Source organism: Stygiolobus sp. CP859M (assembly GCF_037389975.1).
In the GTDB taxonomy this organism is placed as follows: domain Archaea; phylum Thermoproteota; class Thermoprotei_A; order Sulfolobales; family Sulfolobaceae; genus Stygiolobus.
Genome location: NZ_JBBHKS010000020.1, coordinates 108,963 through 134,364, shown reverse-complemented (window position 1 = coordinate 134,364; position 25,402 = coordinate 108,963). Strand labels below are relative to the sequence as shown.

Annotated in this window: 35 protein-coding genes, 1 tRNA gene and 1 other RNA gene; 9 read left to right on the top strand and 28 right to left on the bottom strand. The window is 38.1% G+C overall.

The window, feature by feature from the left end; translation table 11 throughout:
• Positions 1-179: 179 nt before the first annotated feature.
• Genes WIW72_RS10165 through WIW72_RS10150 form a run of 4 tightly spaced genes read right to left on the bottom strand, consistent with a single transcriptional unit; the run spans position 180 to position 2,635 of the window.
• Entirely contained in the window at positions 180-1,391 is a 1,212-nt protein-coding gene (locus tag WIW72_RS10165; RefSeq protein WP_337702384.1) for a glycerate 2-kinase, read from the bottom strand.
• Positions 1,392-1,393: 2 nt separating this feature from the next.
• Positions 1,394-1,738, bottom strand: a complete 345-nt coding sequence (locus WIW72_RS10160) for a DUF2250 domain-containing protein (RefSeq protein WP_156007693.1) — start codon at positions 1,736-1,738, stop codon at positions 1,394-1,396.
• The gene (locus WIW72_RS10155; protein ID WP_337702386.1) at positions 1,716-2,378 is read right to left on the bottom strand and encodes a metal-dependent transcriptional regulator; all 663 of its coding nucleotides are present in this window, start codon (positions 2,376-2,378) and stop codon (positions 1,716-1,718) included. Before WIW72_RS10155 ends, WIW72_RS10160 begins: the two co-directional genes overlap by 23 nt.
• Complete coding sequence (locus WIW72_RS10150; RefSeq protein ID WP_337702388.1) at positions 2,378-2,635, bottom strand: hypothetical protein; 258 nt, start codon at positions 2,633-2,635, stop codon at positions 2,378-2,380. Before WIW72_RS10150 ends, WIW72_RS10155 begins: the two co-directional genes overlap by 1 nt.
• 111 nt (positions 2,636-2,746) lie before the next feature.
• Between WIW72_RS10150 and WIW72_RS10145 the strand changes: the two genes are divergently transcribed.
• Both WIW72_RS10145 and WIW72_RS10140 read left to right on the top strand, forming a co-directional pair.
• A complete protein-coding gene (locus tag WIW72_RS10145) occupies positions 2,747-3,175 on the top strand; it encodes a hypothetical protein (protein ID WP_337702390.1) in 429 nt (142 codons plus the stop codon).
• Positions 3,148-3,558, top strand: coding sequence for a hypothetical protein (locus WIW72_RS10140; protein ID WP_337702392.1), 411 nt, complete (start codon positions 3,148-3,150; stop codon positions 3,556-3,558). The genes WIW72_RS10145 and WIW72_RS10140 overlap by 28 nt, the downstream gene beginning before the upstream one ends.
• Here WIW72_RS10140 and WIW72_RS10135 read toward each other — a convergent pair.
• Genes WIW72_RS10135 through mobB form a run of 3 tightly spaced genes read right to left on the bottom strand, consistent with a single transcriptional unit; the run spans position 3,539 to position 5,464 of the window.
• Positions 3,539-4,240 carry a class I SAM-dependent methyltransferase gene (locus WIW72_RS10135; protein ID WP_337702394.1) on the bottom strand — a complete coding sequence of 234 codons (702 nt, stop codon included), beginning with the start codon at positions 4,238-4,240 and terminating at the stop codon, positions 3,539-3,541. The two genes, WIW72_RS10140 and WIW72_RS10135, sit on opposite strands and share 20 nt — an antisense overlap.
• Before the next feature lie 14 nt (positions 4,241-4,254).
• On the bottom strand, positions 4,255-4,977 hold the full coding sequence (locus WIW72_RS10130; RefSeq protein WP_337702395.1) for a CBS domain-containing protein: 723 nt from the start codon (positions 4,975-4,977) through the stop codon (positions 4,255-4,257).
• Complete coding sequence (gene mobB, locus WIW72_RS10125) at positions 4,949-5,464, bottom strand: molybdopterin-guanine dinucleotide biosynthesis protein B (protein ID WP_337702398.1); 516 nt, start codon at positions 5,462-5,464, stop codon at positions 4,949-4,951. The genes WIW72_RS10130 and mobB overlap by 29 nt, the downstream gene beginning before the upstream one ends.
• Positions 5,465-5,503: 39 nt before the next feature.
• On the opposite strand from mobB, the gene WIW72_RS10120 reads away from it, so the two are divergent.
• The 5 genes from WIW72_RS10120 to WIW72_RS10100 are packed head-to-tail and all read left to right on the top strand — an operon-like array spanning position 5,504 to position 9,625.
• Complete coding sequence (locus tag WIW72_RS10120; RefSeq protein WP_337702400.1) at positions 5,504-6,664, top strand: molybdopterin molybdotransferase MoeA; 1,161 nt, start codon at positions 5,504-5,506, stop codon at positions 6,662-6,664.
• Positions 6,639-7,235 carry a molybdenum cofactor guanylyltransferase gene (gene mobA / locus WIW72_RS10115; protein WP_337702402.1) on the top strand — a complete coding sequence of 199 codons (597 nt, stop codon included), beginning with the start codon at positions 6,639-6,641 and terminating at the stop codon, positions 7,233-7,235. Before WIW72_RS10120 ends, mobA begins: the two co-directional genes overlap by 26 nt.
• Before the next feature lie 22 nt (positions 7,236-7,257).
• A complete protein-coding gene (locus tag WIW72_RS10110; protein ID WP_337702404.1) occupies positions 7,258-7,725 on the top strand; it encodes a class I SAM-dependent methyltransferase in 468 nt (155 codons plus the stop codon).
• Positions 7,722-8,393 (top strand): diphthine--ammonia ligase, encoded by a 672-nt coding sequence (locus tag WIW72_RS10105; RefSeq protein WP_337702406.1) that lies wholly within the window; start codon positions 7,722-7,724, stop codon positions 8,391-8,393. Before WIW72_RS10110 ends, WIW72_RS10105 begins: the two co-directional genes overlap by 4 nt.
• Positions 8,363-9,625 carry an amidohydrolase gene (locus tag WIW72_RS10100; RefSeq protein ID WP_337702408.1) on the top strand — a complete coding sequence of 421 codons (1,263 nt, stop codon included), beginning with the start codon at positions 8,363-8,365 and terminating at the stop codon, positions 9,623-9,625. Before WIW72_RS10105 ends, WIW72_RS10100 begins: the two co-directional genes overlap by 31 nt.
• On the opposite strand, the gene lrs14 is transcribed toward WIW72_RS10100, so the two are convergent.
• Positions 9,598-10,041 carry an HTH-type transcriptional regulator Lrs14 gene (lrs14, locus tag WIW72_RS10095; RefSeq protein ID WP_337702476.1) on the bottom strand — a complete coding sequence of 148 codons (444 nt, stop codon included), beginning with the start codon at positions 10,039-10,041 and terminating at the stop codon, positions 9,598-9,600. The two genes, WIW72_RS10100 and lrs14, sit on opposite strands and share 28 nt — an antisense overlap.
• A 253-nt stretch (positions 10,042-10,294) precedes the next feature.
• Here lrs14 and WIW72_RS10090 point away from each other — a divergent pair, with 253 nt between their 5' ends.
• The gene (locus tag WIW72_RS10090; RefSeq protein WP_156007680.1) at positions 10,295-10,459 is read left to right on the top strand and encodes an AbrB/MazE/SpoVT family DNA-binding domain-containing protein; all 165 of its coding nucleotides are present in this window, start codon (positions 10,295-10,297) and stop codon (positions 10,457-10,459) included.
• 67 nt (positions 10,460-10,526) lie between these two features.
• Positions 10,527-11,255 (top strand): TatD family hydrolase, encoded by a 729-nt coding sequence (locus WIW72_RS10085; RefSeq protein WP_337702410.1) that lies wholly within the window; start codon positions 10,527-10,529, stop codon positions 11,253-11,255.
• Here the strand turns inward: WIW72_RS10085 and WIW72_RS10080 are convergent.
• The 20 genes from WIW72_RS10080 to WIW72_RS09985 all read right to left on the bottom strand — a co-directional run bounded on the left by WIW72_RS10080 (position 11,252) and on the right by WIW72_RS09985 (position 25,401).
• On the bottom strand, positions 11,252-11,452 hold the full coding sequence (locus WIW72_RS10080; protein WP_337702412.1) for a hypothetical protein: 201 nt from the start codon (positions 11,450-11,452) through the stop codon (positions 11,252-11,254). The two genes, WIW72_RS10085 and WIW72_RS10080, sit on opposite strands and share 4 nt — an antisense overlap.
• Positions 11,453-11,457: 5 nt before the next feature.
• Positions 11,458-12,543, bottom strand: coding sequence for an oxidase (locus WIW72_RS10075; protein WP_337702414.1), 1,086 nt, complete (start codon positions 12,541-12,543; stop codon positions 11,458-11,460).
• Between the two features lie 66 nt (positions 12,544-12,609).
• Complete coding sequence (locus WIW72_RS10070; protein ID WP_337702416.1) at positions 12,610-14,388, bottom strand: cbb3-type cytochrome c oxidase subunit I; 1,779 nt, start codon at positions 14,386-14,388, stop codon at positions 12,610-12,612.
• Between the two features lie 153 nt (positions 14,389-14,541).
• Positions 14,542-14,849, bottom strand: an RNA gene (gene ffs, locus WIW72_RS10065) — signal recognition particle sRNA.
• Positions 14,850-14,871: 22 nt separating this feature from the next.
• Complete coding sequence (locus WIW72_RS10060; RefSeq protein ID WP_337702418.1) at positions 14,872-15,498, bottom strand: HAD family hydrolase; 627 nt, start codon at positions 15,496-15,498, stop codon at positions 14,872-14,874.
• Positions 15,495-16,580, bottom strand: a complete 1,086-nt coding sequence (locus tag WIW72_RS10055; protein ID WP_337702420.1) for a zinc-binding dehydrogenase — start codon at positions 16,578-16,580, stop codon at positions 15,495-15,497. Before WIW72_RS10055 ends, WIW72_RS10060 begins: the two co-directional genes overlap by 4 nt.
• Before the next feature lie 75 nt (positions 16,581-16,655).
• Positions 16,656-16,755, bottom strand: a tRNA-Ser gene (locus tag WIW72_RS10050).
• Between the two features lie 183 nt (positions 16,756-16,938).
• Positions 16,939-17,943, bottom strand: coding sequence for an MraY family glycosyltransferase (locus WIW72_RS10045; RefSeq protein ID WP_337702422.1), 1,005 nt, complete (start codon positions 17,941-17,943; stop codon positions 16,939-16,941).
• Positions 17,943-18,929, bottom strand: a complete 987-nt coding sequence (gds, locus tag WIW72_RS10040) for a geranylgeranyl diphosphate synthase (RefSeq protein ID WP_337702424.1) — start codon at positions 18,927-18,929, stop codon at positions 17,943-17,945. The genes WIW72_RS10045 and gds overlap by 1 nt, the downstream gene beginning before the upstream one ends.
• The gene (gene fni, locus WIW72_RS10035) at positions 18,926-20,029 is read right to left on the bottom strand and encodes a type 2 isopentenyl-diphosphate Delta-isomerase (protein WP_443294978.1); all 1,104 of its coding nucleotides are present in this window, start codon (positions 20,027-20,029) and stop codon (positions 18,926-18,928) included. Before fni ends, gds begins: the two co-directional genes overlap by 4 nt.
• A gap of 1 nt (position 20,030) precedes the next feature.
• A complete protein-coding gene (locus WIW72_RS10030) occupies positions 20,031-20,696 on the bottom strand; it encodes a hypothetical protein (protein WP_337702428.1) in 666 nt (221 codons plus the stop codon).
• A complete protein-coding gene (gene amrB / locus WIW72_RS10025) occupies positions 20,689-21,549 on the bottom strand; it encodes an AmmeMemoRadiSam system protein B (protein ID WP_337702430.1) in 861 nt (286 codons plus the stop codon). Before amrB ends, WIW72_RS10030 begins: the two co-directional genes overlap by 8 nt.
• Positions 21,546-22,223: a 30S ribosomal protein S2 gene (rpsB, locus tag WIW72_RS10020; protein WP_337702432.1), complete on the bottom strand. Its 678-nt coding sequence runs from the start codon at positions 22,221-22,223 to the stop codon at positions 21,546-21,548. Before rpsB ends, amrB begins: the two co-directional genes overlap by 4 nt.
• 10 nt (positions 22,224-22,233) lie before the next feature.
• On the bottom strand, positions 22,234-22,434 hold the full coding sequence (locus WIW72_RS10015; RefSeq protein ID WP_337702434.1) for a DNA-directed RNA polymerase subunit N: 201 nt from the start codon (positions 22,432-22,434) through the stop codon (positions 22,234-22,236).
• A gap of 6 nt (positions 22,435-22,440) precedes the next feature.
• Positions 22,441-22,857, bottom strand: a complete 417-nt coding sequence (locus WIW72_RS10010) for a 30S ribosomal protein S9 (RefSeq protein WP_337721426.1) — start codon at positions 22,855-22,857, stop codon at positions 22,441-22,443.
• Positions 22,850-23,311: a 50S ribosomal protein L13 gene (locus WIW72_RS10005; RefSeq protein WP_337702438.1), complete on the bottom strand. Its 462-nt coding sequence runs from the start codon at positions 23,309-23,311 to the stop codon at positions 22,850-22,852. The genes WIW72_RS10010 and WIW72_RS10005 overlap by 8 nt, the downstream gene beginning before the upstream one ends.
• Positions 23,308-23,664 carry a 50S ribosomal protein L18e gene (locus tag WIW72_RS10000; protein ID WP_156007664.1) on the bottom strand — a complete coding sequence of 119 codons (357 nt, stop codon included), beginning with the start codon at positions 23,662-23,664 and terminating at the stop codon, positions 23,308-23,310. Before WIW72_RS10000 ends, WIW72_RS10005 begins: the two co-directional genes overlap by 4 nt.
• On the bottom strand, positions 23,661-24,455 hold the full coding sequence (locus WIW72_RS09995) for a DNA-directed RNA polymerase subunit D (RefSeq protein ID WP_337702440.1): 795 nt from the start codon (positions 24,453-24,455) through the stop codon (positions 23,661-23,663). The genes WIW72_RS10000 and WIW72_RS09995 overlap by 4 nt, the downstream gene beginning before the upstream one ends.
• A gap of 24 nt (positions 24,456-24,479) precedes the next feature.
• Positions 24,480-24,878: a 30S ribosomal protein S11 gene (locus WIW72_RS09990; RefSeq protein ID WP_337702442.1), complete on the bottom strand. Its 399-nt coding sequence runs from the start codon at positions 24,876-24,878 to the stop codon at positions 24,480-24,482.
• Complete coding sequence (locus tag WIW72_RS09985) at positions 24,862-25,401, bottom strand: 30S ribosomal protein S4 (RefSeq protein WP_337702444.1); 540 nt, start codon at positions 25,399-25,401, stop codon at positions 24,862-24,864. Before WIW72_RS09985 ends, WIW72_RS09990 begins: the two co-directional genes overlap by 17 nt.
• Position 25,402: the final 1 nt, after the last annotated feature.

Genomic DNA, 25,402 nt, shown 5'->3' with positions numbered 1-25,402 from the left:
AATATTACTTTAGGAAAAGATTAAATATTATAAAGTAGATAAAGTATAGTTAACATTTTTTTGAATCTTTGTTGAATTAAAAAATTTTTAAAAAAAAACACAGAGGTAATATTTCTTACCTGAGGGATAAAAATTAAGTAGAAATTACATAGAAAATTTTAATTCTAATTTGTTCGAATTTAATCCCCTATATCCAATATATACACATTGTTAACATTATCTCCTGTAAAACCAGTTTTTATTGTGACACCGTATTTCTCAAGAAGTTCATAAGACGTATGATTTATTAACGCATTATGGATATCTACACTGTTAATTTTTAGCTCGTTATCCACATAACAACCTGCATATTCACTATTTCCGTCAATACCGTCAGTGGCGATGGCATAAAGCCTTGCATTAGCTTTAATATATTTAAGAAAGCCCAAGCAAATTTCACCGTTTCTCCCTCCTTTTCCGTGTTCCCCTGTTATCTTTACGTCGGGTTCGCCCCCCAATAACAAGACTTTTCTTCCGTTCGAAACCCTGAACTGAGTATTCGCTATGCCTGCTAATTGAACACCAAACGAATACGCATCGCCTCTCACTTCGCTGCTTAACATCTCTGAATTCTCTATGTCAGACTTCAATCTCGTTAACACAGTTTCGATGTCGAGAATCTTAAAGGTGTAGCTTTTTACTTTTAACGTCTTTGGCGTCTCTTTCAGAAACCCCATATATTTCTCTAAGCCTATATCTTTCATAATCCTCTCGGCTTCCTCTTTTGTAGAGAAGTCTAAAATTGTAGGCCCACTGCCTACGCTCGAAAGATCACCTCCAGGTACATCACTGACAACCAACGTTAAAATAGGAGATTTCGAGTACTGCGCTAACCAACCACCCTTAATGAGAGAAAGGTGTTTTCTTACTATGTTTATTTCTTCAATACTTAAACCCGATGTAACCAGAGCATTATTAATTTCTTTAAGATAATTTAAAGAAATGTCTGAATACTCCATTAGAGCTGAAGCTCCTCCAGAGATCAAGAAAATCAGCAAGTCGTAATCTTCCTTAAATAGCAAATTGATAACTTTTTTACCCGCTTCGTAACTACTTTCTGTAATATCCGGGTGTGAGGATTCTAACACCTCTAAGGGTAGCTTGACGTTAGTGTGACCTTTCGGTGTAATTGCAATACCGTTTTCTATTTTCATTTTATCGAGGAAAAATTTTGCCATTTTTAAGGCAGACTTACCAACAGACACGAGAAGAGGCTTTTGAGTTATAAAGGAATAACCTTCTACGTTTATTTTCCCATTGGAAATTCTTACCTTGCTTGATAAAGCCTTATAAGAGTCACTATAATCAAGAATTCTTTTCACAATTTCTTTCACTTTATTGTCCAAAAACATTTCTAATCCTTCTTAAAGTAGTCCTTATATAGCTCAGACGCTAGTTTCTTTCCCTTTTTAGTTAAGTCGTAATATATCCCTTTAGGCTTGTGATCCAACTCCTTAGCTTTTACTTTAAGCCAAGGTTTAACCGAGGATGTTACGCTTCTCTTAAGTGCCCCTTGAAACCTCTGTAATAAACCTTTGTCCTCTAGGTCTTTACACGCTTTCTCGATCTCGTCTTCGTTATATTTAGGTGCCCATCCCGACTCTCCTAGCAGTCTTCTAGCCATATACCAAGGGTTATCTGGGCCGTATTTATAAATATGAACTAATATCTTCTTTTCAAGCTCCGTTAGGCTTTCCATTTACCATCACTTGTTCAGCTAGAACTTTAGGTATTTCGTACTTTTTTCCGCTCATATCCTCTAAGACTATATCACCATTATCTTTCTTTTCTACAATTCTGAACCTACTGCCAGGGAGAAGACCTACTTCACTAGCTTTAGCTAGAATCCATTCTTCCTCCTTAACGATCATTAGAACTTCAACTACCTCCCCTGGTTTAATATTACTCATTATCTCTCCTTTTATAACTCCTCTCCCTGGTATCGGATGTCCGTGAGGACATATCTTGGGATAGTTTAACACTGAATCTATTCTCTCCAACACATCGTCAGGCCATATATGTTCAAGCCTGTGAGCTATTTGGTGAGCTCTTATCCAGTCCAAACCTAAAATGTCAGTGAGGAGTCTCTCTGAAAGCCTATGAGCTTTGATGAGCCTTTCAGCTATTCTTTTTCCCTCGTCTGAAAGTAAAATTTTCTTATCTTTTCTGATGATTAATCCTAGTTTTTCCAGTCTATTCAAAGCTTTACTTATAGTCCCAGGTGAAATCTGAAAAATAGTAATCAGGTCGGAGACTCTAGCGTAGCCTCTCAATTCCTCAAGCTCATAAATTTCTTTCAGATAATTTTCCAGAGGTTCCGATAACTCCTCGGTTTCCATTATTTCACTATTATTTTTGTCTTGACTGTTTGTATTAACCTTACTGATTTGTCCTCTCTAACGAATACGTTGATATTTGCACTGAACTTACCTTCATAACCCTCAGCTTTTAGATAGTCCACAGTCTTTTTTAAAGCCTCATCAATAGCTGATGAAATGTGCTCATGATATTTGCTACTGCTAAATTTAGAGGGAACTTCTACCGATTCGATCTCAGTAACAGCATAGTATTTTTTCTTCTCTCCATTTGTCTCCATAGCTATCCAAAGTTAAGTTTGTAACAACAAGAATTAAAGGTTAAGGTTTTATTTTCGTATCAATGAAACGGAGATGAAAAAATATTTACTACTAAACGTAGAATACAGTATATGTATAAAGTGATTTTTAAAGTTAATAGTAATGGTAAATTTACAAATTCATTGAAAACACTTTCAAAATCTGGATTTATTCCAATTTACTTTAAGAGGGATAGAGGAATTGAAGAATATACAGCTGTCTATAGAAGTAATGATATAAATGAGGTGAAAGAAGCAATTATGGATTTTGCTTATTTATTATCAAAGGAAGGGAAGAGTGGTAGCTATGATTTTGCTAAAATATACAAAATAGAAGACCAGTATTTAGGCAAAGTAACTGGTGGGAGTTTAGGTGCGTTATTAGGTTATCAATTAGCTGGTATTGCAGGATTAATTCTAGGAACTTTAGGGGGAATATTTTTAGGTGAGTTACTGGATATCGAGTTAGGTCAAACACCGGTGGGGTTATTAGCATGGCCAATCCAACAATTAACAGAATAACTAAAAGAGGATTAAATCTCCTCATTGGCACATTAATGTTCATTACATCGTTAGTATTAATTATAAAAGTTCACGTCTCTTTTACGGAGGTTCTATATACGTTAAATCCTTATCCGTTTTACTTTTTAGGGTTGTTTTTTGGTATCGAAAGGTTGTTTTACTCTATAACAGGTAGTACAAAACTTTTCTCTCTAATGACCGGGTCTGGAGAGTTCTCCTCATTTACCAATATTGCAATATTTCTGTTCTTCCTAACCTTCGGAATATATGTATTAGCTTACTCTTTCCTATATACAAGTCCTATCTTAATAATGCTCAACGCTCTGAACGGTGTTAGTTTTCTACTGTACTCCCTGAGTCTATTTAAGGCTTGGCACATTTAAATAAAGTCCAAGCACCGATTTTCTGATATTCTATTTTTTCAAATCCTACTTCCTTTAATAATTTGATATAATAGTCTACTGGAAACAGTTCTAATTTCCACCATTTTGCAAGAAACCTACTGAACGAATTATTATCTGTTAATACAGATGAGACAAACTTACCTTTTCCTTTTAACACTCTGAAAATTTCATTCAACACTACGGCTTTCGAAGGGATCATATGCAAGACAAACATAGCCGATATACCGTCAGCTATCTCGTTATCAAAGGGTAATCTATTTGCATTAGCTCTAACTGCTATTACATTACTCCGTTTTCTCTTCAGAATTCTCAGAAATTTAGTCGAAATATCTATTCCGATGCATACTTCGCATTTAGTATAGTCGAATAATTTTCCAGTACCAGTTCCTATATCAATTACTACATTTCCTGATACATATTCTCCTGAACTTCTCATTATAGACGAGTATGTCTTCCCACCAGAAGTCAAAAACATACCAATAGGAGCCCATAATTGCTCATAAACCCCTGCTACTCTCTCTAGTATGTCAGGGTTTTCGACTTTTTCGTCCTTCATGAAGTCTATTATCCCATCTATTTCCGTAAACGAATGACCGTTCTCACAAATCCATTTGTCCTTAAAGCGTGAGCCGTCAATAGGACAGCGAAAAAGATTAAGCATAATTCAATTAACCTTTATTCCTTTATTAAATTTCTTGAGGCATATTCTATTAGATCTTTTAAAGTAACGATCTCTCTTTTATTCACAATTGCACTACCTATATTTAGCCTTAATAAATCCTTAACTACAACATTAATTGGTGTATTCCTCGCGACATTGTAAACTTCAGGGATCATAACTTTACTCACATCACTATTTAAGTCCAATTCTGGGTAACCGTACACAATATCCCTTGCAGATATTATCCCATATAAATCCCCCTCGTATACGGGGACGTGCCTAATTCCGTTATTTATCATAACGCTAGCTGCTGTCCTGATCCTAGCATAAGGGGATACTACGATAGCTTGTTTAGATATCGAGGATATACTATCGTGTACGTTATCCCACTTTACCTCTTTTATTACGTCCTTATATGTAACGATCTTTAGCCTACCCTCTCCTTCTATAAATACCGCGTCTACTTTGTTACTTAGCATGTCCCTAATTATCTCACCTAACGATGGATTAGACTTTATGACAGGTTTAAGCCTTGCCTCCTTAAGTCTCTCATCTGCTTCATTATATAAGATGTGGTATAACGCTTCCTCTACTGTGAACAGACCTATTATCTCCCTGTCCCGTAGCACAGCAATCCTTCTTATCTTGTTTGTCTTCATAAAAAATATGGCATCTGTAATATATGACTCCTCTGTTATCGCTATTACATCATGACCCTTTATCAATCCTAACTTCACTTAAGTTTAAGCTTTTCATCAAATTATATAACGTTAATACACGCGGATCCTTAAAGTCGAGTTCTTTTCCATTGTCGCCTATCAATTTATCCTGAGTATAACTTTCGGTAATGCATTCTTTAACATAATCAATTATTTTTCGTGAAATAAGATCGGATTCCTCCGGTTTAGTGATCTCAATGAGTATACCAAACTGTTTATCCTTATAACCCTCAATCAAGACGACATCCGCGGGGATTATTTCTAATACATCCTTAACACTGAACCTGCCCATTATTATGCCTTTTTGGTTAAGAAATACCACATAATCAGATCCTGCCTTCCAAAACCTGAAAGTGTCTTTGCCTTGAAGATCGATCTCGTGGTGAGAATGCTTAATTACTGCAATCGATAATTTAAGGCTCTTTAATTCCCTAACTGCTTTTTCTATCGTTAGAGTCTTGCCTGAGTTCTTCTTTCCTATTACCTGAATTATGCATTTATTCATAATTAACTTTTATTTTCAACCAATCATATTTTAAAATAAATGCTAATACCGTTAAGCGAAGCGAGAAAGCTTATAGATAATACTGACTTCAGAAAAGCTCCTATTGAGAGAAAAAGCATATACGATGCCGTAGGTAAGGTAGTAGGCGAAGACGTATATGCAATGAAGAATATACCGGATACAAACCTCTCTGCCATGGATGGTTTTGCATTTAGAGTTAGCGACTACAATAAATATGGAGAACTAAAAATCGTAGGCTCACTTCATCCCTCCTCTTCTGAAATTCCAGAACTGAAAGAAGGAGAAACGTATTATGTAACTACCGGTTCCCCCATACCGAAAGGTGCAGACGCAGTAGCAAGAATCGAAGCTAGTAAAGTAATGGGTGAAAGGGTTAAGTTTACAGAGGAAGTGTTCGAAGGAAAGGACATTAAATTTGTAGGAGAAGACATATCGGAAGGGAGCCTTATAATAAGTAAGGGAGAAATTTTAACTCCTTACCATCTAGGAATTCTAACAATACAAGGGATTAAAGAAATAAATGTAGCAAATGTGAAAAGTTGTGTCATAGCATCAGGAGACGAGATAGTACCTTATTATGAAACTGGAAAGATCCCCGATTCTATTTCACCCATTCTTCTGTACTTATTAGGAAAATTCGGAGAAAGTAAGTACTTTGGTGTCGTCAAGGACAATAAAGAAGAGATCATTAACGCTATGAAAAAACTCTCGGAGGAATGCAGCTATATAGTCCTCATTGGCGGGTCTTCAATGGGAGACAAAGACTACTCAAAGAAAGTAATAAGGGAGATGGGTACATTACTATTTGAAGGAGTTGCTGTAAACGTGATAAAAAGAGGAGGGGTAGGTGTGATAGGTGACATTCCAGTAATTAACCTCCCTGGACAAGTGGTTTCTGCAGTCACAGTATTCCACGAGCACGGTTTACATATATTGTCGAGAATGATAGGAAAAGAAGTGAGAAAATTCTCCTATTATTTCCTTGATCAGGATATAAGCGTAAAGCACAAAATGGATTCCGTCTTCTTATTCAGAACTGAGGGAGTATATGCAAAGCCATTGAGGTGGGGTACAGGTCTTTATAGTGAACTTGCTAAGGCAAACGCTTTCGGTATATTAGCTAGAGATAAAACGTATAAAAGAGGAGAAACCGTTGAGTTACAGCAATTCCTCATTTGACGTGATTATATTAGCCGGTGGTGAATCTAAGAGGTTTGGAGAAGATAAGTGCGATCACGAGTTTAACGGTATTACTTTTCTCCAGAGAGTTAGCAAAGAGTTTAGTAATCCCATAATTATTACTAATAAGTTAAGAGCAAATCTGAACGGAAGGCAGATCATAGATCATGTGCGGAAGGGTCCAGTTAGGGGACTTGAGATTGGAATTCAATACGTCAAATCCGCAAAAGTTTTCGTTACGGGATGCGATTTTCCGTTCGTAACACGTAATTTAGCTGAGTTCTTATGCGGTAAGACTGAGTTCGACATCTCGATTGTACTAGTTAACAAGCCCCAGCCCCTTTTGGCTTGTTATAGTACAAGTTTTCTTCTCCAGAATTTGAGTAAATGTAAGAAGATGATGGATTTACTCTCTTTAAGTAAGAAAACATACTTAGTTGGAATACGTGAGCTCGAAGTAAATAAGATAAACTTACTAGCAATAAAAAACGTTAACACATGGTTAGACCTAAACTTCAGCATCAGGGATATCAGGGCAAGTGAAAGTAAATTAGTATTCTCGTCTTTTTAAGGTTCTCCAATAATTATTACTTGTGTTAGTTCCGTTTGTCCCAACACCGGACGAGGTCGCTAGGGAAATGTTGAGGTGTGTAAAGGCTGGTAAAGATGACGTTGTCCTAGATTTAGGTGCTGGAATAGGAAAGATTTTGAAAATAGCTAAGGAGGAATTTAATGTAAAATTAGCTGTAGGAGTAGAAATCGATAGAAAACTATGCAGAGAGGCTTATAAAAATAACGACAGAGAATTTGAAATAATTTGCGGAGATATGTTGACTCTAGCCCCGATCTTACTACCAAAAACAGACATACTAGTCTCTTACCTATCAACAAGGACAAACGAACTTTTAGAACCATTAATAATCCAGAATGGTAAAAAAGGACTAAGGGTTGCCTCTAATGATTTTCAATATCCGAACCTAAGACTAGTTGAAAAAAGAAGAGTTACGGCTGAAGGTATATTAGGGCCTACAGAACACACGATATATTGTTATGAGCTATGAGAGTTTGTACTCTCTTCTCCGGTGGAAAGGATAGTACTTTCGCACTTCATTGGGGTGTATTCAAAGGTTTTGAAGTAACTTGTCTTATAACTCTCCTTCCGAGAAAGGACTATTCATGGATGTTTCAAGTCCCTAATGTTGAGTTTACTAAATATCAAGCTGAAGTATTAGGTCTGGACATAATTCAATATCATACATCTGGAGAAAAAGACAAGGAATTGAACGATCTAAAACAAGCTTTAAAATTAGCTAAAGAGGTAAAAGGGATAGAGGGAATAATAACAGGGGCATTGCTTTCGGATTACCAAAGGCTGAACATAAATATAATATCGGAAGAACTTGGACTGAAAACTTACTCGCCCCTATGGAGGAAAGATCAAAAGGAGTATATGAGGGAGTTAATAAGAGACGGTTTTAAATTTATTGTAACATCCGCCTCTGCTTACGGTTTCCCGTTTGAGCTAGTGGGTAAAGTTATAGAAAGCCAAGACGTCGAGAACATAATTAAAGCCGCTGAAAAATACGGTTTCAATCCGGCTTTCGAGGGAGGAGAGGCCGAGACATTCGTAGTGTATGCCCCACTTTTTAAAAGAGAATTAAAGGTAGAAGGCGAGAAAATTAAGATAAGTGAATACGAGTGGAGATTCGTAATAACACATATACGTTGAGGAACTGCAGGTATATTGTAAATCCTACCGGTGAGATAAGAAAGAACGAGAATATAGTAATTCAGAATGGTAGGATTAAAAGTATCGGTAGGGAATTAGAGGGAGATGAGATAGATTGCTCTGACTATATTGCAATCCCCGGTCTGGTAAATTCACATACTCATTCCCCGATGACAGTCCTAAGAGGTTATTATGATGATGCTGAACTCGAAGATTGGTTAAACAAGATATGGGAATTTGAGAAAACCAAATTTACAAAAGAGTTAATGAAAATTGGAAGTGAGCTTGCTATTCTCGAAATGCTAGGGAATGGGACTACATCTTTTGTAGATATGTACTTTAATCCAGATCAAGTAGCGGAACTAGCTGAGAAATACAAGATAAGAGCTTTTGCAGGATACACTTTTTTAGATAGTTTATTCGACCCATACGAGATCGATAAAAAACAAAGGAGGTTAAAAAAGAACGAGTATTTTGTACCCATAATTAACGTACATAGCATTTACGCTGTATCGGAAAATACTCTGAAAATTGCAAAACAGTTAGCCGAAGAGCTACAAACTTGGATACATATACACGTATCAGAAACTAGAAAAGAACTCTATACTATTAAGGAGAGAAATGGATTATTTCCCGTTGAGTATCTAGCTAAACTCGGATTAGTTAACCAGAAACTTCAGATGGTTCATCTAGGCTGGGTAGCGAGCTGGGAAATAGAGACTATTAAGAGAAATGGTTCCACCGTTACTTACTGTCCCACATCGAATATGAAACTCGCCACCGGAGGTAGCTTTCCGTTTAAAGAAATGCTAAAAAATGGTATTAACATTACCTTGGGAACTGACGGTGCAGCAAGTAATAATTCACTAGACATGTTTCAGGAAATGAAAATCGGTGTATTGCTTCAGAGACAGATGTATTGGAATGTGGAAACCAAAGCAATTGACCTATTCCGGTCTAGTACAATAAACGGCTATAGATTATTGGGAATTAAAGGAGGGTTAATAAAGGAAGGGTACGTTGGTGACTTGGTTCTGATTGACAGTCATTTTGTTTACCCTCTTTCACAAGACAAACTCTTCTCTCATTTAGTTTACTATGCAGACGGCAGATACGTAAGTAAGGTGATAATTAACGGTATCATCCATGATAAGGACAATATCCAGAGAATTCTAACTGAGAAGGTAAAATTACTCGAAAATAGCTACTTAGATTCTATAAATCCATCTTGATTTTGAGCACTCACTATACCTTCCGAGGTCTCTGAGATACTGAACTCCTGATCTACGAGCTTTGCCATACTTTCGGCACAATTCCTTATATCTTCAAGGATTTTCTCTTTGAGTTCCTTATATCCTCTTGTCTTATACAGATATCTTGGCCTCCCAGCCTTATTTCCAGGTTCTTTTATCCTCATAACAAGACCCATTTCAAGTAATTTGTTTAAACTTCTGTTGATCGAAGCCTTTGAGAGCTTTAGATCTTCCTCAAGATCCTCAGTCCCTTTAGCATCAGCCTTAGCCAAGGCAACTAGTACTTGTACGTCTGTTTCGGATAGTCCATAGCAGAAAGATAGTATATCTACTAGTCCCGCATCTTTTCCTGAAGGTAGCTTTACTCGAGCACCAGAAATATGTGTTTGAGACATTTGTATCACAATTTATGATTCTTATCATGCAAGTATTTATATTTTTTCATAATAAAATTTTTCTCATAATACAAGACAGATATACTTTCTATTCATAAATTATGTCAGAGATTATTAAAATAGAGTTATTATACAAAACTAATTCTACTCTTATTTGTGGTAATATTAATAATCTTATTTAAATCTGACTTTTCATCACTATAGTAAAGTTTTAAATTGAGTGCACTAATATGATAAATTGGAGGTAAATCAAATGAGTGTAGAGGAAATAGTTAAAGTTTCACGCAACTATCAGGTGACAATACCGGCTAAAATAAGACAAAAATTCCAGATAAAAGAAGGAGATCTAGTTAGAGTGATCTACGACGAAAACGAAAACGTAGTAAAGATACAAGTACTTAAGGAACCTTGGAAGTAATATCTTTATTCTTTATAATACATTCTTTTTCATAAATCATTTTTATTGCTCCTATATATGTCTATTTATGTACATCGATGTCCATGCTCATATAGACTCAAAGGAATTTGATCAGGATAGAGATGCGATAGTAAATGAATGTGAGATAACAATTGTAAATGCAGGAGTAGATCTCGAAAGTAATCTTAAAAGTTTAGAACTAGAAAAGAAATATAAGAACGTTATAGCTGCTGTAGGTTTCCATCCAGAATTCATTAAAGATAAGGAAAATGAGATAGAGAAATGCCTGGAGCTGACAAACAATGCTAAAATCATAAGTGAAATAGGTCTTGATTATTATTGGATAAAGGATAGTGAATTAAGAAAGAACCAAATTAAGGTTCTTTCTCTCTTTCTAGAGAGAGCTGAAAAACATAGAAAAACTTCTATAATCCACGTCAGAGGAGGGATAAATGATTTGCTCACCTTATTACCATCTTACAAGGTTCGTTTTGTTATTCATGCTTATGAAGGTAGCATTAGAGACGCGAAAAGAATACTTGATCTCGGTGGTCTTATTTCAGTACCTCCAGTACTAATAAGGGATAAATACAGGCAAGAGATAGTAAAAGAGATTGACTTAGATTATCTAATGACGGAAACGGATTCCCCATTTCTCGGTCCCGAAAAATACGTAAGGAATAAACCTTGTAACGTGTCTTTAACAATTAAAAAGATAAGCGAATTAAAGAAAATTGAAGAGAAAGAAGTTATTCAAAGAATAAGGAAAAATTTCAGAGAAAAAATATTACCTTAGTCTTTAGACTCTTTCTCATCTGCTGGAGCAAAGTAAACGAATAGATAGTAGGCAATAAACCCTATAAACGCCGATACAGTAAACGGCAATACATAGGGCACTGCAACAGCATGTAAAGTTATTTCAGTTATCTCCCATACTAGCCCTGCTATAGCTAAGACATATCCTAAAGTTAAGAGTTTAAAGAAACTGACCATTTATTTCACCCCTCAACAATAACAGTTCCCCATAAGGACATAACATAACCCATATCTTCTCCAGTAAGTAAATTAGACATTCCGTCTAGATCGTAATTATAGAATGCCGGATAAATTATTCCATATACGTAAGCTGGAGCCTTAGCAGTGAAGGTGAATGTCATTGGAGTATTGTACTGTATCTTCTGAGGAGTAGCAGCTGGAGTTATAGTACCGTTCCACCATACAGCATACACATCAACGTATAAGTCCGTAATGGGAGAAGCTACACCAGTAACTGAATAGTTATTTAGCCAGTTATGGTCTCCAGATGGAGTTGGAATTATTATGTTCATTGTTACAGTGGAATTTGCATTAACTATAAACGTTGGCCCAGGTATACTGTCGTTAAATGCAGCATATTTATCAGAGACAACTGTAAGTACAGGGTTTGGAGATTTCTCAACTATTATTGGTGGATTATAAGGATCACCAACCAAAGCACTGGTATGAGCAGTATTTGATGCTGTGATATACCTCTGGATTGCAGCTGGAGAAGCGTAACCAGACTGTGGAATCACTAATATTTCACCTACCTGATAAGAGAACCAAGGACCGTTATATTCTCCGCTCATAAAAGCATACGCTCCACAAGCTATTGGATATCCGCTAACATTTGCAGCATACCACACAGCATACTGCGTTAGGCCAGGGACAATCTGGGTATCAACTACATATTTAGCGTTGTATACCGGTATATACATGTTTTCCGTTGCAGTCTTACCCGTAACCGCATACATTGTCATGTTAAGATATTGACCTGGATGAACTACCATTAGATTATAGTAGAACGGTAATGTTGAACCATTAGGTAATACTAATTCAGAGTTTATACCGCCCCCGTGCTCGCTAACAGTAAATACGTATTGCATTGCATTTATGGTTGTGGCAATAACAACAGAGGGATGAATTTTACTCGGAATATCATGAGTTACTACTGCTGCATCTCCACCTACTGTAAAAACTTGAGGTAACGTGGTAACTACAACTATTGCGAGAAGCACAATAGCAAATCCAGTCCAAATCCACTCGTATTGTTCTTTGCTAACCATTCAATCACCCCAATTTTTTACAACTTTTAAAATAAACTTCATATAATAAAAAAGTAACTATTCCCTTTAAACTGTGTTAGCTGCCTTTAATGAGCTGACACCAGCTAAAATGACACCAAGTGTTAATAAAGAAATCCAAGCCCATTCTAATGGGTTAGATGCTTCTGATGCATCACCGACAAGCAGAAGGGGTATAGCACTTATTATGATCAATATTCCTCCTAATAGTGCAAGACCCCACCACGTTGATAAAGCTTTTCTCATAAATCTCATATTTAATGTATTTTCAAGACTTTTTAAACTTATGCCGGTATTAGACCAATCTAGTTGCATTGCTACAGTGTTGATCAGCTGACCTAAGCCTAAGCCTTCAGCCCTCAACAATTTTCCTTTAACCAATGTCATTACGAGGTTCAGGAACCATACTAAAGTAGCTAACTCAGCTATAAGAGCACCAGCAGTAGCTAAGTTCACAGCATCAGTTAAGTATGGGACTCTGGGTATTATCTCAGCTCTTCTTACTACGCCATCTAGACCTTCAAGTTCTAAGCCTATGATAAACAATATTGAACCTATTAAATAACCCCAGAAATGAATCCATGCAGCTTTAATAGAATACCAAGACCTACCGGTCATCATTGGCAACATAAAATATAGGACTGCCATAGCCTCTGGTACTATACCCAACAAAATCATTGCATGGAAGTGACCTACTACCCAATCCGTATTGTGAATTATCGCGTCAACTGAAATTGTAGCATTAGAGATTCCAGTTACACCAGCAAATATCGAGCCAGCCCAGCCAGTTACTGTAAAGGCAGTTATCACGTTCCACTTCACATCAGCACCCTTTACAGTAGCAAAGAGGTTAAGGAATGTCATAAAGGTAGGTACAGTTACTGCATAAGTTAATATCTCCTGAAGTACTTTAAGAACAATCGGCAAGTTAACCATGTATAAGTGATGAATTGGGATGTTGTTAGAGAATATTAAGTATAGTACTGCGGCCACTCTGGCCATTCTATCGCTATATAAAGGCTTGTTAGCTAGTGTAGGTATTAATAGGTACATTGCAGCTACTGCTGGAAGCCATGCCATGTAAACCACAGCATGGCCAAATATCCAGAATGCAATTTGATTTGCAATTGCATTTAAGCCTACAAGACCAGCAAACGCTAGTATATCCCAAACATTAGCTACAGTTACCCCAGAGTAACCTATCATGAATAGTAATATAATCATCAGGAAGAATACTAGCGGAACTGGTAATTTCTCTTTACTTTGCTTTGATGCAAGGTAATAGTGATAAACGATCCATATTCCTGCAAGATAAACGAATGCGTCGTTTAGTAACCATCCTATGAAAAAGAGCGGACTAATTACATAGAGAGAATAACCGGGTATACCTATAGGAGATAAGTAGTACCAAGAACCAGCGGAGAAGTAGTTGTCAAATCCTTGTTGGTTTACTAATAAAATAGGGCCTTCCATGAACATCATAGATATATTAAGCGCTATGAATGCCAAGTTTAGCAGCCACTTTGCTCTAGGTTGTAGGTTTAACAGTTTGATTGTAAAGTATATGATGATTGCGTAAATTACTTGTTGTGCAAATCCGAACAGATCCCTTTCAGCATGTAATGTTATGCTTGCGTAGTATTCTTGTGGAGATAATGGTAACAGACCGTAAGTAGTCCACATAGTCTCTTGCATTCTAACCGCTAAAGAGTCTATTACACCTAACAATCCCCATATTACACCCATTACTAACATTCCCATTACTATTCTTGTAGTCCAATCCTTGTCTAACTGGAAAAGTGCAACAACTAAATTCCTCAGACCCATATACGTCACTCCACCTATCATTATAATGATTGTACTTTATAAATTAACTATGTAAAACCCCCCTAAGTTTAAATTAACTAAGTTTAATTCAAAATAATTTGTTATTTTTCTAATAATAATAAAGATAAAATAGTTAAGGAAAATAAGCTGTAGCGGTCGGCTCTCCCATACCATAACCCTTATCACCCCAGACTTTCCCTAGCCCTTCTCATGCCGGTGACCGATGAACGCGGATAGCCGGGCACGGTTGCTCCCTTCCGGACCTGGCCGATTCCCCCGGTCAATGCGGTATCTTCCCTCCCTCCGGAGGGAAGACCCGCAACTATCTCGCCCCATCGGGCGGCACTCATCGTTAGGCTAGGATCTGGAGGTGACAGGTATTATGGTATGGGAGTTACTGGTGCCCGCATTAAGCCATGCGGGTTACAGGGGCTGGCTAGACCCCCCACCCTCCCCGACCATCTACTAATTTATCTGTTAAGATTAAGAAATTAACTCAAACAGCTCACACAAAGAATCTATTATTATCGCGTTTTTAGACCTGACCTTCTCCTCGCTAAAAGGTACGCCAGACTTCACGAGAAATATACGAGAAAGCCGTGAATTATAATAAGCCTCTACATCTACCTCAGTATCCCCTACTCCAATACTTTCATGTGGCATGACACCAAGACTATTTAGTGCGGTTACTATCGGCTCTGGATCAGGTTTTCCTTTCACTACATCATCAGACGTGACTAAAACATCATAATTTACGCCTATTTTACTTAGGACTTTCGTAGCTGAGATTCTGTTAGATGAAGTAACAACAGCTATTTTAACAGATTTTTGAATCAAATAAGAAATAACTTGTTTAGCGCATTTCGTAGCTTCCGCTTTTGTCTCTACTAGTTGTAAATACTCCTTATTTTTTACTTCAACTAGTTCCTTCCATCTTTCACCTGCAAGCAATTTAGCTATATCTGACGTCTTTCTCCCTAGCAAATATTCGATTTTTACATTCGTAACAATTCCTAACGTTTTTAGCCCTATCTCCCATGCCTCTTTATGAATTAAGGCAGTATTAGCAAGAGTTCCATCAAGGTCGAAAATAGCAGCGGAAATCGTCATGGCACAATTAAACTCCTTATAGCTTCGCCCTCTTCTAATACCTTCACAGCTTCATTGATCTCTTCTAACTTGAACTTACCAGTTACCAGTTTGCTAGGATCATACTTCCCTAACCTTACTAGCTCCAGTAACCTAGGCATATCTACTCTAGGCCTACCACCGTAATTACCTATAATCATAATACCACCTCTAACTATAGAAGCAATCCTTAAGGGAATTTGTGCTGAAACCGGAGGTAGTCCAACTAAGACAACTCTTCCACCTATCCTCACTCCGTCTACAGCCATTTGAATAGTCTCCTGAGTCCCCGCAGCTTCAATAACTACATCAGGTCCTCCGTTCGTAATCTGTTTTAGGGTCTTTACTGGATCAGATTCTTTAGTATTAATAACATCAGTAGCTCCTAACTCCATGGCTTTTTCAAGCTTCCATTTCTTCGTACCTAATGCAATTATTCTTCCAGCTCCACTTGCCTTCAGCAATTGTATCACTGAAAGACCTACGCCACCAACTCCAACTACAGCTACTGTCTCCCCGGGCTCGATTTTCGCGTTATTTACGGCACCATAAGCAGTTATTCCAGCACACCCGAGAGGTGCCGCCTTTTCAAGAGGTATATCGTTAGGGACAACCGTTAACGCGTTCTCATGAACTATCGCATATTCGGCAAAACCCCCACCTAAGAATGTGTGAACTTCTCTACCGTCCTTCAACTTTAATCTCGTAGTGCCGTCAAACATGACTCCCTTAAGCCTGACTGAGGCTTGTGTTTCACAGAGGTTCTCCTTTCCTGATATACAATTTCTGCATTTTCCGCACGGGTGAATGAAAGCTGAAACTACTCTATCACCCTCCTTTACCCTCGTAACACCTCTTCCCACTTTCTTGACTACTCCGGTTATTTCATGACCTGCCACTACTGGAGGTGGGACTGGGGTAGCTCCTACAAATACATTAACGTCAGAATGACACATACCGGTAGCTGTAATTTGTACTAAGACCTCGTTATCTTTAGGTTCGTCTATCTGAATATCTTGAATTGTTAACGGCTCCTTGTAGTTGAAGAGAACAGCCGCACGCATAAAATAATCTACTTTAAGTAAGTAAAAAGTTTTGATAATTGTCAAAAATCATGAGTCAAAAGAACCCAAAAATAGCGCCGGGGGCGGGACTTGAACCCGCGCGGGGAGTAACCCCAGCGGCTTTCAACTCACCAAATTAGCAGGCCGCCGCCCTACCATGCTAGGCGACCCCGGCAATTATTATGATCTTCCTTAGAGTATAAAAGAGTTTAGTTCCGATCCTCAGCCAGAACAAACACTTAAATTAGTTGTTCTGATGGAGCTCTAATAGACTAAGGTACTTACTTAACACCCTAAAAATTATCATTAACTTAAACTACCTATTGAGTTAAAGAACACTTAAGCAAACTGCAATACTTCATATCCTGATCACTGTCGTTTGAAACACTATTGCTAATATAGCAAATACCAGTTCAATAATCCATAATATTACAACCACTTGATATTCCTTAAATTTTCCCATTTTCATAACTACATGCGTAAGGGAATTAGGTGCACCGTCCCAGTATAAATAACCTTCATGGGAAATTTTTCCAAAGGATACTCCCTTAAATTTGGTTCTAGCTTTGAGTATGAATTCAAACACATATGGTATGTATAAGAAGAATAATGCCGTATACATAAAACCCGCGATGCCTATTGAACCGATTACGGAGCCTATGAAATAAGTTCCGATATTTCCCGGGAATACTTTAGCCGGGTACATATTGAAGATAAGAAACCCTAGAAGTATAAATACCATAATTAATGCCAATACTCCTGAGTGAAAAGAAGGACCGTTTGATCTGAGACCGATATATGCTAATGCTGATGCCATTATAAGACCCATTCCTGCACCTAATCCATTAAGACCCTCTAACATGTTGAAAGCGTTTGAGGTTATTGTTAGTGTAGCCGGTAGAATTAACACGTAAAATAAAACCCCGAAGTTAACTATTCCTAAAAAGGGTATTGATATTTTTGTGTGCCCGATACTGTATATTGCTAATGGAATCGAGGCGAAAACTGGTAAGAAAGCCCTTACAGACTGCCTTAAATTAAATATATCATCTACCAATCCTAAAAATCCTATAATCAGCGAGGATATTAATACTGAAACTACTGTCCTATCTACTTCTGCAACAGAGCTCGAAAAGTCTATATCACTAACTAAGTATGTAAAAGAGCCTGCTACGAAACCCGCTACTATTCCAATTCCTCCCAAAACTGGTACCTCGTTCTTATTAGGTTTATTAATATCTTTTCCTACAAAACCCTTCTTTTTGGATTCCTCAATAACCCACTTAGTTGATATAATGGTAATTAGAAAAGCTACTACTATTGAAAGTATTATCGGAAAAAACGACCTTTCTGTGTATTCCATTACTTTCTCCTTTTTACGGTAAATTCAGCTATATATTTTAAAGCCTTTCCCGCTAATTCGTTTTTCCATTCTATTGAATCTAATTTGTCTAGTGCTTGTTTATAGTATTTATCGGCTAATTCATAAGCATAATTCAGAGAGTATTTCTTTATAATATCCGCAGTTTGCTTTAACTCCTCCTTAGAGGCGTTCCTATTCCCCAAGTTTTGTAGAATTATTCGCTTTTCTTCCTCACTAGCCATTTCTAACGCCTTTATTACAAGAATAGTTTTCTTGCCCTCCCTAATGTCACTGTATAATGGTTTACCCAATTCTTCTTCGTTTGCTGTAAGACCTAGTATATCATCAACAATTTGAAATGATATTCCCAGTAATAACCCGAAGTCTTCCAGTTTCTTTACAACGTTATCGGTTGCCTTTCCTATCAATGCACCTAGAGCTGTAGACGCTGAGAACAGTTTAGCGGTCTTTCTGTTAATCATATCTAGGTATTCTCCTTCACTTATGCTCTTTCTATCTTCGAATTGCATATCAAGGGCTTGTCCCTCAGAGATTATCAGAATAGCGTCGGTGAAAATGCGGAAAGCTTTGGTTATCAGATTTGACTCCATTCCCGAGAGAGCATCATTAAGAATTTGAAAAGCCTTAGCGTGTAATAAGTCTCCAGCAAGGATTGCCATAGGCACTCCGTATTTTACATGAACGGTAGGCATCCCCCTTCTTAGCGTGTCCTGATCCATTATGTCATCGTGGATAAGCGTGAAAGTGTGCAATACTTCTACGGCAGAGCCAGCTAAAATCGCTCGTCTCCTTTCACCACCGACGAGATCAGAAGAAGCGACTAACATTAAAGGTCTTAATCTCTTTCCTCCAGCTTGAAAGAGATAGTAGGACGCTTCGTATAACTCTTTGACATCGCCTTTAATGTAATTAGCTATCGTAGCGTTAACATCCTTCAGAATCTCGTTGAAGTACGCATCAATCATGTTCTTCTCTTTCTAACACTCTCTAAAGTAGATAAGCTTATCCCTCTTGACTCAAGCCAATCTTTTAGCTCACCCGTTATAACTAGAGGAGCTTTAGCTAAATCAGAGACTGTCTTAGAGCCACTTAGAAACATTGCTGCCTTTATTTCAAAAATAGTCTTTTTCAGAAATTCTCTCAAGGAATCCTTTCCGCTCATAACAGCTTTCAGTACTGGTAATGCAAATCCCCCTATATCTGCACCTAAGGCTATTGCTTTAGCTACATCCAGGCCGTTTCTTATTCCCCCACTACCTATTATATAGGCGTCTGGAGCGCTAATTCTGGTCTCTACAATTGATGCAGCTGTAGGATTCCCCCAATCGGAAAAAAGCCTAGCACTTTCAGTCTTCCAGTTGTTTTTTCTCTCACCTCTGAACATTTCGACAGAAATCCAACTTGTACCTCCCTGTCCTGACACATCGAAATACCTAAAACCGTTAGAGTAAAATAACGATACAACTTCCATTGAAAGCCCAGAACCAGTCTCTTTTATTATTACCGGAACTCCTAAATTATGTGAAATATCCTTTAATTTATGTAGAATTTCCATAGAATAGTCGGGCTCTCCCTCAGGTTGAAAAACCTCTTGTGCAGGGTTAAGATGTATCGCTATTGCGTCAGCCTCTATCATATTGACAGCTTCCTCTATTTCCTTTATACCATAACCTTTCATCAGTTGAGGAGCCCCAATATTAGCAATAATAGGGGCACTTGGTGCCAGTTTTCTTGCGATAGAGAAAGTCTCTCTAGTTTCCTTCTTCTCGATAGCTATTCTCTGACTTCCAACTCCCATTCCTAAGCCGAACTCCTCAACAACCTCGGCAATGAGCCCGTTTAGCCTCCCCAACTCTGGGGTTCCTCCGGTCATTCCAGTGACGATTATTGGTGCTGACATCCTCTTTTTCAAAAACATTACTGACGTATCCACATCAGAGAGCGAGAAACCAGGCAATGATTGATGAACTAGCCTCACGTTTTCCAGTAGTGTAGAAGTGTATCCTTCAACTTTCTCATAAAGGCAGATCTCAACGTGTTCTATTTTTCTATTACTGATTGTAATCTTAGGCACCCCTTACCTCTATTGCTGTAACATAATTTAAATCCCATATTAATTTCCAATCCTTTCTGGTTACAAATGGAATTCCATATAGAGACTCCCACAAACCGTTCTCTACATATAGTAAATTAAGATCTCTGGTCTCTACAAAATCTAATGGAATCATCCCTATTAGATGAACTAAAGAGTTATCTATATAACGCACAGAGGAAAGGTCTACGGGATAACTGAAGAGATAAGTAGAGGTGAAGTTAGGTAACGATAGCCTTATGGGCTCCTCTTCATCTCTATACAGAACGGGAACACCTACCTTAAACGCATACCTAAGAGCTCTGATCAGTTCCGAGTCAAAAAGCGCGTCGTCTATCATTAATAACGTGTCTTGTATCTCTTCCTCTGATATCGGTATCTCACATTCTTTTACACTCCTTCTAAAATACAAGTCCGACAAGTATATGTATGAGGAAGAGTAGGGAACATGTTTATCAAATGCTAAGGATATATTACACTTAAACCCTGTAGCCTCTTCGAATAAATCGTAAAATTTCTCTGGTAGTTTCATCTTACCGTCTTTTGTTACGTTCACGTCAAATTCAGAGAACACAACTAGGATAGGATTATTTATACCCTTAAGGGGTATTCCGAAAAGGGGTATAGGAAGACTAATCACCGAACCTCACTGATAAGTAACCTACTACTGCTGATTTATCCCCAGAAGTATCACCGGAAGTTGCGTGTTTCAACACATACGGTTTCTTACCGAATTTTTTGGCCAGTAATAACACAGTCATTATCGGCCCATAACCACAAGCAGTAACGTCTTTCTCTTCGACGACTTTGAAAAGACCTTTATAATCAAGTTTCTCGATTTCAGTTATTGCCATATTGTCCTTTTCGATCGTCTTATCATGGGGCTCATAGTGATTCAGGTCACTACTTGCAATCACTACAATATCCTTCTTTTTCTCATATATCTTCATAATCTTGTATATACCATCTGCTAACATTTCCGCAACATCGGGTGTTTGCATCATTATAACTATCGGAACTATTTTAAATTCTGAACCGAACAAATATTGGAGAAAAGGAACCTGAACTTCCACAGAATGCTCGTACAAATGGGCCTTCTCATCTATATCAACAATACCCGTTAGCCTCACTAATTCCATAGCAATATCCTCATCTATTTCAACTTCACCCAAAGGAGTCCTCCACTTTCCCTTAAGCCAAACTGATACAAAAGAACCTAAGCCCGTGTGATTGGGGCCTAGTATAATGACTGTGTCCGGTTTACCCTCTTGTGCTAAATAGTAATAGGAATGGGCTGCAACCGGTCCACTGTACATGTAACCTGCATGTGGGACTATGAAAAACAAATTATCTCTTCTCTGAGGTTTTTCTTTAGGAATTGAGGGTAATTCTCCAGGGCCCAAAGGATGTAAAAAACATTCCTTAATCTGTTCCTTTAGTTTCTCGGGATCTGCGTCATAAAATGCACCAGCAACTGCTGGTATTCTTATCATTCCGCCAGCCTCGTCTCAAAGTCTTCGACCCTTGCTGGTATATCACCGTCAGCTGGTATCTCCTTCCTCTCTCTTAATACTTGCCTAGCCAAAGCCCAATAAAGTAATGCTAGCGACTTCCTACCCTTGTTATTTGCAGGTATAACCACGTCTATGAAGTCTACCTTCGCATCCGTATCTGAGAAGGCCACAATAGGAATGCCCACCTTTGAAGCTTCTTTAATAGCTTGCAAATCAGTTCTCGGGTCTGTTACAACCAAAACTTCTGGCTCTATATAGTTAGATAAGTATGGATTAGTTAAAGTGCCTGGCGGGAATCTACCTACTATAGCTTTACCTCTAACTATTTGGGCAAACTTCTGAGTAGGAGTATATGCGTAAGGTCTCGACGCTACGGCTAATATACCTTGAGGTGAAAACTTAGCAAGGAATTTAGCTGCTATCCTTAACCTTTCGTCGATCTTCCTGACATCTAGCACGTAAAGACCTTCCGGTCTAACTCTATAGATAAATCTCTCCATGTAAGCCGTGCACGTATGCGTCCCTATGTGAACTCCAGACGATAGATACATATCTAGAGGCACTAATAGCTCGATTAATTGACCTTTCTCTGTTTTCTGAAGTTCTGCCTTCTCCTCCTCAGATAATTGACCACCTTTTTCTTGTTCACTCATTTTCTCCACCTCAAATCGGCCTGGTGTAATGTATAACTTCCCTAATTATATCTACATGGGATAAAAGCATTCTCCTGCAACAATATCTTTTCACTCCTAAACTATCTAACACTTTTCCCGGTTCCTCTCCTGCCGATATTCGAGTTACAAAGGGCTCCCACTTATCAGCAATTACGGAGCCACATGTAAAACATCTAATTGGAATAATCATAAGATTTCACCTATATGCCTTCTGCCTCCACCTTCTCGCACTATACCTCATCCACTTTTCTGACTCAGTCTGCCTTGGATCGCCAGCTAACATAGTTCTATCATAGGCTTTATATATCTGCTCAAGCTCTTTGCTCCCAGTAAACTTAACTAGAGCTCTAGCTAAAGCCATCCTAGCAGCATCCGCTTGCCCCATTACTCCTCCGCTGCTAGTATATATTCTGGCATCGATCGAGGATGCTATATTTTGTCCTGCTAGCATCAAAGGCTCCATTATTTTCATTCTAACTACCTCTATCGGTAGGATTTCCAAGGGGGTATCGTTAATGTAGACTCTACCTTTACCTGAAGTTAGATAGCACCTAGCTCTTGCCATTTTTCTTCTTGCCGACGTAATTATAACGGTCTTTTGTTGCTCAGCCATTTACATAACCTCCTATGGCTTTAGATAATTCTGCTACAGTTATATATTTACCCTTTAATCTGCTCACATCAGCATCCTCGAACCTAATCGTCTGCTTACCTTCATACTCCTTAGGAACGCCTATATATACAATTAGGTTCTTATAGTATTGCCTACCCATTCTGTTCTTAGGTAACATACCCCTTACAGTCCTCTTCACTATATTTACAGGGTTTCTAGGTCTTCTTATACCGTTCTTTGCAGGGTTCTGCATAGTCCTAACAGTGAACAAGAGACTGTAACCTTGTATAACTCTAGATCTAGGACCGCTTATTACTGCCTTTTCTGCATTAACTACTATTACCTTCTTTCCTTCTTTAAGGAGTTTCACAATATGAGTTGCCATTCTTCCTAGAATCTGGTTCTCTGCATTAACTATTACTTCATTTTGGGTCTTCTGAACTTGTTCACTCATTGCTTCATCAACCTCACGGTTTTACCTTTAAAGTCTTTTAACTCCTGAACTGCCTTATATAAACTCATAACTTTACCCCCACTTTTCTCAATTTTTTCTTTGGCTGACTTAGAAAAGGACAATGCTACAACAGTAACTGGATGATCGAGTGAACCTATACCTAATACTTTACCAGGTACTACCACAATATCATTAGGTTTCGTGTGCTTATTTATTTTATATAAGTTAATGTAAGCTCTTTTTCTACTAGGAGCTTTGAGTTCTTCAGCTACAGCTAACCAAAGGTTCTTCTTTTGCTTTTCGAGAGTGTATATAAGCTTTCTTAGCATAACGTTTGTGCTTGCCATTTTCATACAACCCCTAACTTGCCCTTTAATTCATTTAATTTGCGTATTAAGCTTTTACTTGCCTCTATTAAAATTCTCTCTGGCTTCAAACTGCCGGTTGACTCGATCTCAAGTATGTACTTTCCTTCTACTGCTGATACTTCTATTTTCCCCCTACAATACTTAAGACACTCTTCACATAAGGTACAAGCAAGCTCATTTGATACTACAACCCTGCCGTCCTTTGTCAAGAATACTCTTTCCGGACAAACTTCTACTGCTTTTTCACAATTATCCAAGACTTCAACCTTAGGATAATACCTCAGGATAGCAACTGAAACCGGACTATACTTAATGTGTTCTTTACCGTATCCAAGCCTAAGTTTAGCTTCAAGTGATATCCTCTGCTTCGGACCTAACAGAACTATAGGAATCGCGTCGTTTATAGGAACTACTGCGGGATCCTCGGATTTGAGGTCTTTAGAATATACCATCATAGAGCCTTGGTCATTAACTTCAACTTGTAAATATACTCTAGAATAACATCCATCACAATTTTCCTTGCAGTCCACACATTCTTCAGGTGGACGATAATGTTCTAAAGCCTCGTCAGATGTAAATGGGATCATAGCTAACCTGTGTGCTAAAATCTCATCGTAAAGGGGGCTGTTATTCTCTATAAAATATACTTCATCTACAGCCATTGTGGGTACAAACAGCATTGAAGCTCTGCGTATGGAATTTACAAACTCTAGAGGATACTCTGAGACTATTAATGACAAAGAAAGATTATCTTTACGAAGTACTGAAATAGACATAGTAAAACACTCGTAGTCTCCTTTTTATACTCTTCTTCCTCTTCTTCCGCCTGGTCTCCTTATAGTATCGTGGGGTAAAGGCGTTACATCTTCTATCCTTCCTATTATGAATCCAGCCCTAGCTAACGCTCTTATAGCTGGTTGTGCTCCGGGTCCGGGTGTTTTAGAGCCATAACCACCCGGTGCCCTTACTTTTATGTGAATTGCAGAAATTCCCTTTTCGAATGCATCACTTGCCGCCTTGTTAGCAGCTAACATAGCTGCATAAGGTGATGGCTTTTCTCTATCGGCCTTTACTACAGTGCCACCAGATGCTTTAGATATTATCTCCGCCCCAGTAAGGTCGGTTATCGTTATTATTGTGTTATTTTGTGATGCATAAATCCTTGCTTGACCCCACCTAATTTCACGCCTGCTGGACATTTACCTCACCTCCAGAAGTTTGTGTTGGTGGATACTGTTTAAACGGTGAAGTAGGATAGTAATCTATCATATCCTCTTCACCTCTTTGAACTATGTAACCGGGAGACGTAACTCTCTTACCACCTAGTGCTATATGACCGTGGACTATAAGCTGTCTAGCTTGATATATTGTCCTAGCTAAACCTTTTCTGTAAACTATTGTCTGCAATCTTCTTTCCAGATAACTCTCTTCTGTTAAGCTCAATACGTCGTCAACTGTGGCATTTTCTTTATCTAATATTCCCATTCTGTATAACTTTGCAATTAACTGTTTCTCTCTTACAGCCCTTTCAGCTGGGGGTAAACCCAATAAAGACCTCGCCTGATGTCTAAAGTTTCTTATTATCGTCTGTGCTAACCATAACTCCCTCTTGTTTCTTAGACCGTACTTACCTATTAGAACTTGTTCTCTATCTAGATTTACCTTTATCCAAGGATGACCCGGACCTGCCCACTTCCTTCTGCTTTTTCTTGGATCTCCCATC

Excerpts from the sequence above, each read along its gene's own strand:
- WIW72_RS10000 (WP_156007664.1), bottom strand. The coding sequence starts at position 23,664 with ATGAAAATGGCAAGCACAAACGTTATGCTAAGAAAGCTTATATACACT.
- rpsB (WP_337702432.1), bottom strand. The coding sequence starts at position 22,223 with ATGAGTGAACAAGAAAAAGGTGGTCAATTATCTGAGGAGGAGAAGGCA.
- WIW72_RS09985 (WP_337702444.1), bottom strand. The coding sequence starts at position 25,401 with ATGGGAGATCCAAGAAAAAGCAGAAGGAAGTGGGCAGGTCCGGGTCAT.
- WIW72_RS10155 (WP_337702386.1), bottom strand. The coding sequence starts at position 2,378 with ATGGAAACCGAGGAGTTATCGGAACCTCTGGAAAATTATCTGAAAGAA.
- WIW72_RS10145 (WP_337702390.1), top strand. The coding sequence starts at position 2,747 with ATGTATAAAGTGATTTTTAAAGTTAATAGTAATGGTAAATTTACAAAT.
- WIW72_RS10015 (WP_337702434.1), bottom strand. The coding sequence starts at position 22,434 with ATGATTATTCCAATTAGATGTTTTACATGTGGCTCCGTAATTGCTGAT.
- WIW72_RS10080 (WP_337702412.1), bottom strand. The coding sequence starts at position 11,452 with ATGGTCAGTTTCTTTAAACTCTTAACTTTAGGATATGTCTTAGCTATA.
- WIW72_RS10160 (WP_156007693.1), bottom strand. The coding sequence starts at position 1,738 with ATGGAAAGCCTAACGGAGCTTGAAAAGAAGATATTAGTTCATATTTAT.
- WIW72_RS10060 (WP_337702418.1), bottom strand. The coding sequence starts at position 15,498 with ATGACGATTTCCGCTGCTATTTTCGACCTTGATGGAACTCTTGCTAAT.
- WIW72_RS10120 (WP_337702400.1), top strand. The coding sequence starts at position 5,504 with ATGCTAATACCGTTAAGCGAAGCGAGAAAGCTTATAGATAATACTGAC.
- gds (WP_337702424.1), bottom strand. The coding sequence starts at position 18,929 with ATGATTGATGCGTACTTCAACGAGATTCTGAAGGATGTTAACGCTACG.
- amrB (WP_337702430.1), bottom strand. The coding sequence starts at position 21,549 with ATGATAAGAATACCAGCAGTTGCTGGTGCATTTTATGACGCAGATCCC.
- WIW72_RS09995 (WP_337702440.1), bottom strand. The coding sequence starts at position 24,455 with ATGTCTATTTCAGTACTTCGTAAAGATAATCTTTCTTTGTCATTAATA.
- WIW72_RS10045 (WP_337702422.1), bottom strand. The coding sequence starts at position 17,943 with ATGGAATACACAGAAAGGTCGTTTTTTCCGATAATACTTTCAATAGTA.
- WIW72_RS10090 (WP_156007680.1), top strand. The coding sequence starts at position 10,295 with ATGAGTGTAGAGGAAATAGTTAAAGTTTCACGCAACTATCAGGTGACA.
- WIW72_RS10085 (WP_337702410.1), top strand. The coding sequence starts at position 10,527 with ATGTACATCGATGTCCATGCTCATATAGACTCAAAGGAATTTGATCAG.
- WIW72_RS10005 (WP_337702438.1), bottom strand. The coding sequence starts at position 23,311 with ATGAGTGAACAAGTTCAGAAGACCCAAAATGAAGTAATAGTTAATGCA.
- WIW72_RS10105 (WP_337702406.1), top strand. The coding sequence starts at position 7,722 with ATGAGAGTTTGTACTCTCTTCTCCGGTGGAAAGGATAGTACTTTCGCA.
- WIW72_RS09990 (WP_337702442.1), bottom strand. The coding sequence starts at position 24,878 with ATGTCCAGCAGGCGTGAAATTAGGTGGGGTCAAGCAAGGATTTATGCA.
- WIW72_RS10135 (WP_337702394.1), bottom strand. The coding sequence starts at position 4,240 with ATGCTTAATCTTTTTCGCTGTCCTATTGACGGCTCACGCTTTAAGGAC.
- mobB (WP_337702398.1), bottom strand. The coding sequence starts at position 5,464 with ATGAATAAATGCATAATTCAGGTAATAGGAAAGAAGAACTCAGGCAAG.
- WIW72_RS10165 (WP_337702384.1), bottom strand. The coding sequence starts at position 1,391 with ATGTTTTTGGACAATAAAGTGAAAGAAATTGTGAAAAGAATTCTTGAT.
- WIW72_RS10150 (WP_337702388.1), bottom strand. The coding sequence starts at position 2,635 with ATGGAGACAAATGGAGAGAAGAAAAAATACTATGCTGTTACTGAGATC.
- WIW72_RS10075 (WP_337702414.1), bottom strand. The coding sequence starts at position 12,543 with ATGGTTAGCAAAGAACAATACGAGTGGATTTGGACTGGATTTGCTATT.
- WIW72_RS10010 (WP_337721426.1), bottom strand. The coding sequence starts at position 22,857 with ATGGCTGAGCAACAAAAGACCGTTATAATTACGTCGGCAAGAAGAAAA.
- WIW72_RS10140 (WP_337702392.1), top strand. The coding sequence starts at position 3,148 with ATGGCCAATCCAACAATTAACAGAATAACTAAAAGAGGATTAAATCTC.
- WIW72_RS10055 (WP_337702420.1), bottom strand. The coding sequence starts at position 16,580 with ATGCGTGCGGCTGTTCTCTTCAACTACAAGGAGCCGTTAACAATTCAA.
- WIW72_RS10070 (WP_337702416.1), bottom strand. The coding sequence starts at position 14,388 with ATGGGTCTGAGGAATTTAGTTGTTGCACTTTTCCAGTTAGACAAGGAT.
- lrs14 (WP_337702476.1), bottom strand. The coding sequence starts at position 10,041 with ATGTCTCAAACACATATTTCTGGTGCTCGAGTAAAGCTACCTTCAGGA.